Genomic DNA, 7,320 nt, shown 5'->3' with positions numbered 1-7,320 from the left:
GGCTCTTCGCAATCGAGGGTGTAGTCAAGGTCTGAATCCGCTGAGGTCGGAGTAGTAGGCAGGCGGCTGGAGGTGACTTGTACTGGCGGTATCGGTCGCCGTCATTGACGATGGTCGTAGAAGGTCGAACGTTCAGGGATCGTCGGAGAGGAATCAGACATATGCGGATCGTGATCGGGGCGCCGGGCAACGGGGTGATACTGAAGGACGAGCTGAGGGCGCAGCTCGAGGCCGACGACAGGGTCAGTGCGGTCGTGGACCTTTCGAGTGCGGACATCACCTACCCGCAGGTGTCCTTCCTGGCGGCGCAGGCCGTTCTCGATGGGAAGGCCGATCGCGGCATCCTGGTCTGCGGGACCGGCATCGGCACCGCGATCGCGGCGAGCAAGGTCAAGGGCGTGCGAGCCGCGACGGCTCACGACCTCCTGACAGTCCGCGGTTCGATCGAGAACTACGACGCCCAGATCCTGTGCATGGGCCAGAACGTCATCGCCCCCGTGGCGGCCAAGGCGCTGGTCGATGTGTGGCTGGACCTGCGCCACGACCCCGCCAGCAGCTACGGGCCGAAACTCGAGGAGATCGTCGATTACGAGTTGACTGACTGAGCGTCGGCACCCGCCTGGTGCCGTGCCGCACGTCGCATGTAGATCGGCAGCAATCTCACGCGGGTTGCCGGCGGTCGGTCAGCTGAGCGTGTAGTCTCCAGCGTCGCGCAGCGCCGCAGCGATCGTTGCCCGGTCGAGCTCGATGTCGTCTTTGTGCTTGAGGATGATGAGGGAATCGCTGCCGGGAACGATTTCTGTGGCAACACCTCCGATGTCTGCCAGGTGGTAGAGACTGTCCTTCACGATCCGGGCGTCTTTGGCCGTGGTCATTCCGGCGATGGTGTAGGCGGTGCTTTTCATAGGGTGCTCCCTTGGTCAGATCCGGCCGTTGAAGGCTTGCATGGCGCCGTCCTCACGGGTGCCGCCTCGACCGTCACCGTACTGTGCGTAATCGGTGATCCATTCGATGGACTTGATCCACTTGACCATCTTGTAGCCGTGGTTGGACTCCACCCGCAACCGCAGGGGAGCGCCGAGGTGAATGTCGAGGGGGTGCCCATTGCGCTCATAGGCCAGGATCGTATCGTCTTCTTCGACCATTCCGATGTCCAGGACGGCGTAGAACGGCTCGCGCGGGCGATGGTCGACCATCTCCTGGGCCAGGCCATGGGAGGTGACCATCACGTAGTTCGCTCCTTCTGGGCGGGGGCCGAGCACAGCGAGCACCTCTTTGAGCTTGACGCCGCCCCATTTGGCGGTCGCTGACCACCCCTGCATGCATGTGTGCACGGCGATGTACTCGGTCTTCGGCAGGTTCTTCAGGTCGTCCAGACCGAGCTTGAGCACCTCGCCGTTGAGCTCACCGCCGAGCTCCAGTTGCCAGTCGCGGAAATCGTTCGCTTTGGATTCCAACCATGCGGGTGATTCGTCGGCGGTGGGCGGTAGCCCGTTGGTCCAGTGGAACTCGGAGATGTCCTTCTCCGTATAGGTGGTCTGGCGACTCATTCGCGGTTTCATCCAGTTCAGGGCGACTTTGCGGATGGGCTCGGTCAGAGTGACCAGCACCTGCTGGGCTCGTGGGCGGTTGGCGAGAGTGAGGTAGCTCAGTCCGATCCAGAGCGCGATGACGACCACGATGGTAGCAATGGCGATGGTGAAGGCCTGCGCGTAGCGGGCGGTGTCGGTGACGCCGAATACCATGTGGGGAAGGTTGTACTCGGGGTGGACGAGGAACACCAGACCGACGTGCATGATGATGAAGATGCAGAACAGGGCCATCCCGATGAAGTGCAGGGAGCGGGCTCCCTGGTGACCGCCCCAGATCTTGACGTACCACGGAAAGCGGGAGCGGATTGCCGGTGACATCGCGATGCCGGTGAGGATCATGATCGGAGCAAGGATGAAGACGACGCCGGAGTAGGTCAGCATCTGCAGCGCGTCGTAGGGCTGAAAGTGCTCGATCGATGGGGTGTTGAAGCCGAGGTAGATGATCAGGGAGTCCCAGGCTGCGGGGAAGACGTCCCATGACGTGGGGATGAGTCGCCGCCACAGACCGGTGGCGAAGAGCAGGACGACGTACACGATTCCGTTGAGCAGCCACAGTGTGACGCCCAGACCGTGCCAGTGCCGTCCGAGCCCGATGTTTTTGTGCCCGGGCAGGGTCCAGACGGGGCTGACACTGCGCTCGTCCATCAGCGAGGTGTACACGCCCTCTTCCGCGGGCAGCTTGCGGCGGGTGAATCGGAGCCATTCGGCGCCGGGTTTGCAGTCGTTACGCCACCACAGCCGGGGCAGTGAGGCGAGAATCTCCCATCCGCTTCGCAGCACAATTCCCATGAGGAAGAAATTCAGCAGATGAGTCGTGCGCAACCACAGAGGGAAGTCCGGGTCCAAGAGTGCCTCCAACGTCGTGATCAACTGGTGCGACGCGGAAACGACCGGGCCGCCACAGGCATCAGAGCAGGGCACACCGACCAGGAGCCAGTGCCTGATCCACCATCGGACCATCTGCTCGTATCGACTCACGCTAGCAGTGTCTGTGAAGCGCTTACTTGATCTGTGTCAAAGACCAGGTCCTTCGCACCCCGTTAGTGTGAAGGTGTCGGCAAGGACCGGCCCTGCGGCACCAGCCACAGGGCCCTGATTCGAAAAGGGGATCACCACCATGACCACCAACACTCCCACCACCACGCACACGATGCTGCGTGCCGAGGGTTTCTCCTGCCCTTCCTGTGTGAAGAAGATCGAGAAGCAGGTCGGCCGTCTGAAGGGTGTCGAGAACGTGAAGGTTCACTTCGCCTCCGCCCGCATCGAAGTTGATCACGACGAGTCCACGACGTCCGTTGATGACATCGTCGCTGCTGTCGCCAAGGCCGGCTACACGGCCACCCCTTCAGCGTTCTAACCCACCGTTCGGCCGGTCCAACAGCTCCGCAGGGACCGGCCGAACTCTTGTCCCATTTTCCAGCTCATCCCACTCTTCGCAGAAAGGTCGCCCCATCGTGAACAGGCTCCAGAAGTGGGTCCACGGCAACTGGTCCGTCCCCATCGTGTCCGGTGTGCTGATCGTCATCTCGTTTGGCCTGCAGCACATTGCCGGGGGTACATGGAACACGGTCCTCTCCCCGCAGTGGTGGCTGGACGCCGGGGCTCACGCTACTCATTCGGCCGGAGTCTTCACTCTCGCCGATGCCTTCATGATCGCCGGTGCGGTCGTCGCTGGCTACAACATCGTCGTCAAGGCCATCAACGCTCTCATGACCAAGCACATCGGCATTGATCTGCTGGTCTCTATCGCTGCCATCGGCGCGGTCATCATTGGCAACTTCTGGGAGGCCGCTGCCGTTACCTTCCTGTTTGCTGTCGGCCACGCCCTCGAAGCGGCCACCATGAACAAGACGCGGTCGGCGCTGGCCGAACTCGTCGCCGTCGCCCCGGATACCGCCGTGGTGATGCGTGAGGGCGAGCAGCAGGAGGTGCCTGCCCACCTGGTGAAGTTGGGCGAGATCGTGCTGGTGAAGAACGGGGCCAAGGTCCCGGTGGACGGCCAGGTCGTGGCCGGCACCGGCGCGCTGGACGAGGCGTCCATCACCGGCGAATCGATTCCGGTCGAGAAATCTAAAACGGACCAGGTCTTCGCGGGCACCATCTCGCGCGGGGGTTTCCTACAGGTGCTGGCCACCGGGATCGGCGCGGACACGACTCTGGCTCGCATCATCCACCGGGTGGAAGAAGCCCAGGACGCCAAGGCGAAGACCCAGGCGTTCATCGACCGCTTCTCCACTTGGTATACGCCTGCCGTGATGGTTCTCGCTCTCGTGGCCGGGCTGATCACTCAGGACGTCGTGCTGGCCCTGACACTGCTAGTCATCGGCTGCCCCGGCGCACTGGTGATCTCGATCCCGGTCGCGATCGTCGCTGGCATCGGCCGTTCGGCCCGCAACGGCATCCTGATCAAGGGTGGAGAGTACCTCGAGACCGCTGCCAAAATCTCGGCCGTCGCTGTGGACAAGACCGGAACTCTCACCGAGGGCCGGCCGCAGCTGACCGACGTCTTGGTCCTGGACCCGGCGTATGACCGCACGGAGGTCCTGCGCTGGGCGGCTGCCGCCGAGGCCGGCTCGGAGCACCCGCTGGCCCGTCCGATTCTCGACTCCGCCAAGGAGGAGGGTGTGGGTCCCGAGGGCATCCCCGGTGCTGTCACTCCGGTGCCCGGCAAGGGCATCGTGTCCGACGTCGAGGGCCGTCAGGTGCTGATCGGCAATGCTCCGCTGTTGGTCGAGTACGGGATCACCGACGGCAGTGGTGCGCCCGAACGTGCGGCAGAGGCTGCTGAGCAGCTGGCAGCTCAGGGCAAGACTCCGATGATCGTGGCTGTCGGTGGCACTGTGATCGGTGTCGTCGCCGTGGCCGATAAGATCCGCGAGGATGCGCCCGAAATGGTCAAGCGCCTGCACGAGGCAGGTGTGGAAAAGGTCGTCATGCTCACCGGCGACACACGACTGGTGGCCGAGGCCATCGGTTCCAAGACCGGGATCGATGAGATCCACGCATCGATGCTGCCCGAGGACAAGCTGGATGCGGTCGCAGAGCTGCAGAAGCAGGGGCATACGGTCGCGATGGTCGGCGACGGGGTGAATGATGCCCCGGCCCTGGCGACTGCGAACATCGGCGTGGCGATGGGTGCGGCCGGTTCGGCCGTGGCCGTGGAGACCGCGGACATCGCGCTGATGGGTGACAACCTGCTCAAACTCCCGGAATCCATCAGCGTGGCCAAGCGCACCGTGTCCGTGATGCGGCAGAACATCGCGATCGCCCTGGTCACCGTGGTGCTGTTGCTCGCGGGCGTCTTCGCCGGCGGTGTGACGATGTCGATTGGCATGCTGGTCCACGAGGGTTCCGTGCTGGTCGTGATCGCCAACGCGATGCGACTGATGCGCAACGCCCAGGACGCCACCGCTATAGCCAAGGAGCTGCGCGCCCCATCGCGAGCAGCGCAAGCTGACACTGACTCAGCGACCGAGAAGACCAACACCTGACCGATCCGCCCAACGGCGGGACCCCCAGTCCCGCCGTTGGGCCCCGGTCATCGGCACTACGACAAGACCCCATCAAAGAGAAGGAGAAGACCATGACCGAAAAACATTCAGCATTCACGGCAACGTCCAGCACTTCACCATTGCAGACGTGGCGCAGGAGAACCCGGATTTCCGCAAGGTGCTGTGGACGGGTGAGCACGCACAGATCGTGGTCATGACTGTTCCGGTCGGCGGAGAGATCGGCGACGAGGTCCACCCGGAGACCGACCAGATCCTGACGTTCATCTCCGGAACCGGCCAGGCGGACCTCAACGGCGAGACCCACCCGATCGAAGCCGGAGATCAGTGCGCCGTGCCGGCCGGGACGCAACACAACTTCCGCAACACCGGCGACGAGCCGCTGATTCTCTACACGATCTACTCCCCGCCCGAGCACGCCGCAGGTGGCGCCTTCGCCACCAAGGAGGAGGCCGACACGGCCGAGGCAGCCGGCGAGGACAACCCACCACAGGCCTGACCGGCCAGAAAGGAACCACGATGACCAAGGTCTATGTCTTCAACGACTTCGGCGGCCCCGAGCAGCAGCAGATGATCGACCGCCCGCTCCCGCAACCGGCCGCTGGGCAACTGACCATCGAGGTCAGGGCGGCCGGCGTCAACCCGGCCGACTGGAAGATTCGCGAGGGCCAGCTGGGACGGAAGTGGCCGCTACCGGCTCCGATGGGCCGTGAGGCCGCCGGGGTGGTCACGGCTATCGGTGAGGGCGTTGAGGGTTTCGCCGTGGGCGACGAGGTCCTCGGTGCGGTGGCCTCCGGACACGGCGGCTTGGCCGAACACACGATTCTCGACGCAGCGAACACTGTCGCCAAGCCCGAGGAGATCTCCTGGGCCGACGCGGCCACCCTCCCGGTTGCCGGGGCCACCGCCTACGACGTCACCCACCAGATCGAGCTTGAGCCCGGACAGATCCTGCTGATCATCGGTGCCGGCGGCGGTGTGGGCAGGATGGCCGCTCAGATCGGCGCGGTCCACGAGTTCAGGGTCCTCGGGATCGCCGGAGCCGACAAGAGGGAGACCGTCGAGGCCACCGGGGCTGAGTTCATCGAGGCCGGCAGCGGCATTGCCGACCGAGTACGCGCGATCGCTCCGGACGGCGTCGATCTCATCGTGGATCTCGTCGGCGGGGAAGCGCTGCATGCGGTCGGTGGCACCGTCAAAGACCCGTCCCGCATCATCACGACGGCAGACCCCGAGACCGCGCGCCAGCTCGGCGGGGCGTCCGTGGAGCGGACCGGCGAGGCGCTGGACAAGATCACCGACGTGGTGAAGTACGAGGTCGTCGATCCCCACGTCACCGGCCGGTTCAATCTGGACGACGCCGGGAAGGCGCTGGCAGCCGTGGAAGCCGGTCACACCGAGGGCAAAAGTCATCGTCGAACCTTAAACCAGCCCTTCTCTTCTTCCGCGGCTGGGTCAGAGCCCCGAGGATGTGCTGACCACGAAATCCACATGGCACTCAGCGCCTGAATCGCAAACGAGTAGTTCCCCGACCGATCGGCGGCCGGGGAACTACTGGTCTTTTTCGGCGGCCTCGACAATCCTGATGTACCTCGGTCTTTCGGCCATCGTGTCCTTAGTTCGCAGGCGACGAGGCTCGCTTCTTCCGATTCGCCACCCGGTCCCTGTACGCCAGCCCGATGGTTCCGATGGCTGTTCGACTCGCGGTACCGATACGGATACACGCCTGTCGTCAGTAGACAGGGCAACGGGCGATTGCGGCGATGAACCTCAGAAGTAGCCGCGGGGGTCGAAGGTCGGGGTTCGGCACCGGGTTCATCAGTTCGCTCACGAATCCGAAAACCGGCTTGTTCTTCCTGGCACTGCTTCCGCCATTTCTGTCGGTGTCACCCAGCCTTCTCGATCACGGACTAATGGTCGTGACCGTGAGCGGCTGCATCCTGGTCTACGGTGTAATGCTGTCGACAATCGCCGGCCGCGCGAGCCACTTGCTGATAAACGATTCAGCTCCGGACGTGATCGACACTGTTTCCGGCATCGTCCTGATCGCCCTGGGCATCACAGTCATAGCGCTTTAGCCAAAAACCATCCATCGTTCCGGTGAAGGATCGGCTTACAGCCCGCAGTCCAAAAAAGCCGCGAAGCGCCACTTCGTCCGCCGGGTTCAATGCCGCCACGAAGCGATCACAGAAGAACGCCACGGAACGATCAAATCCACA

9 protein-coding genes are annotated in these 7,320 nt (G+C 63.7%); 6 read left to right on the top strand and 3 right to left on the bottom strand.

Features of this window, described 5'->3' with window-relative positions; all coding sequences use genetic code 11:
* Nucleotides 1-161 precede the first annotated feature (161 nt).
* Entirely contained in the window at nucleotides 162-605 is a 444-nt protein-coding gene (locus HGBR_RS00045; protein WP_019157290.1) for an RpiB/LacA/LacB family sugar-phosphate isomerase, read from the top strand.
* Between the two features lie 78 nt (nucleotides 606-683).
* Here the strand turns inward: HGBR_RS00045 and HGBR_RS15695 are convergent, their stop codons facing one another.
* Together HGBR_RS15695 and HGBR_RS00035 are read right to left on the bottom strand one after the other, a co-directional pair.
* Nucleotides 684-905, bottom strand: coding sequence for a hypothetical protein (locus HGBR_RS15695; protein ID WP_019157289.1), 222 nt, complete (start codon nucleotides 903-905; stop codon nucleotides 684-686).
* A gap of 15 nt (nucleotides 906-920) precedes the next feature.
* Nucleotides 921-2,570: a molybdopterin-dependent oxidoreductase gene (locus tag HGBR_RS00035; RefSeq protein ID WP_245533234.1), complete on the bottom strand. Its 1,650-nt coding sequence runs from the start codon at nucleotides 2,568-2,570 to the stop codon at nucleotides 921-923.
* Between the two features lie 139 nt (nucleotides 2,571-2,709).
* On the opposite strand from HGBR_RS00035, the gene HGBR_RS00030 reads away from it, so the two are divergent.
* From HGBR_RS00030 to HGBR_RS21110, 5 genes are all read left to right on the top strand, one after another.
* Entirely contained in the window at nucleotides 2,710-2,949 is a 240-nt protein-coding gene (locus HGBR_RS00030) for a heavy-metal-associated domain-containing protein (protein ID WP_019157287.1), read from the top strand.
* 97 nt (nucleotides 2,950-3,046) lie between these two features.
* A complete protein-coding gene (locus HGBR_RS00025; protein ID WP_019157286.1) occupies nucleotides 3,047-5,083 on the top strand; it encodes a heavy metal translocating P-type ATPase in 2,037 nt (678 codons plus the stop codon).
* A 148-nt stretch (nucleotides 5,084-5,231) separates the two neighbouring features.
* On the top strand, nucleotides 5,232-5,600 hold the full coding sequence (locus HGBR_RS00020) for a cupin domain-containing protein (protein ID WP_019157285.1): 369 nt from the start codon (nucleotides 5,232-5,234) through the stop codon (nucleotides 5,598-5,600).
* 20 nt (nucleotides 5,601-5,620) lie between these two features.
* Nucleotides 5,621-6,610 carry an NADP-dependent oxidoreductase gene (locus HGBR_RS00015; RefSeq protein WP_019157284.1) on the top strand — a complete coding sequence of 330 codons (990 nt, stop codon included), beginning with the start codon at nucleotides 5,621-5,623 and terminating at the stop codon, nucleotides 6,608-6,610.
* Nucleotides 6,611-6,864: 254 nt separating this feature from the next.
* A complete protein-coding gene (locus HGBR_RS21110; protein ID WP_083882672.1) occupies nucleotides 6,865-7,179 on the top strand; it encodes a LysE family translocator in 315 nt (104 codons plus the stop codon).
* Here the strand turns inward: HGBR_RS21110 and HGBR_RS20290 are convergent.
* A partial coding sequence (locus HGBR_RS20290; RefSeq protein ID WP_218915933.1) for a hypothetical protein occupies nucleotides 7,105-7,320 on the bottom strand: 216 nt, incomplete at its 5' end. The two genes, HGBR_RS21110 and HGBR_RS20290, sit on opposite strands and share 75 nt — an antisense overlap.

It is taken from the genome of Brevibacterium senegalense (assembly GCF_000285835.1).
GTDB classification, from domain to species: domain Bacteria; phylum Actinomycetota; class Actinomycetes; order Actinomycetales; family Brevibacteriaceae; genus Brevibacterium; species Brevibacterium senegalense.
The sequence above is the reverse complement of the archived record's forward strand: the minus strand, read 5'-3'. Positions and strand labels throughout refer to the sequence as shown.

Bases quoted from the DNA above. Each gene is read 5' to 3' on its own strand.
- HGBR_RS00015 (WP_019157284.1), top strand. From the start codon at position 5,621: ATGACCAAGGTCTATGTCTTCAACGACTTCGGCGGCCCCGAGCAGCAG.
- HGBR_RS21110 (WP_083882672.1), top strand. From the start codon at position 6,865: ATGAACCTCAGAAGTAGCCGCGGGGGTCGAAGGTCGGGGTTCGGCACC.
- HGBR_RS00045 (WP_019157290.1), top strand. From the start codon at position 162: ATGCGGATCGTGATCGGGGCGCCGGGCAACGGGGTGATACTGAAGGAC.
- HGBR_RS15695 (WP_019157289.1), bottom strand. From the start codon at position 905: ATGAAAAGCACCGCCTACACCATCGCCGGAATGACCACGGCCAAAGAC.
- HGBR_RS00030 (WP_019157287.1), top strand. From the start codon at position 2,710: ATGACCACCAACACTCCCACCACCACGCACACGATGCTGCGTGCCGAG.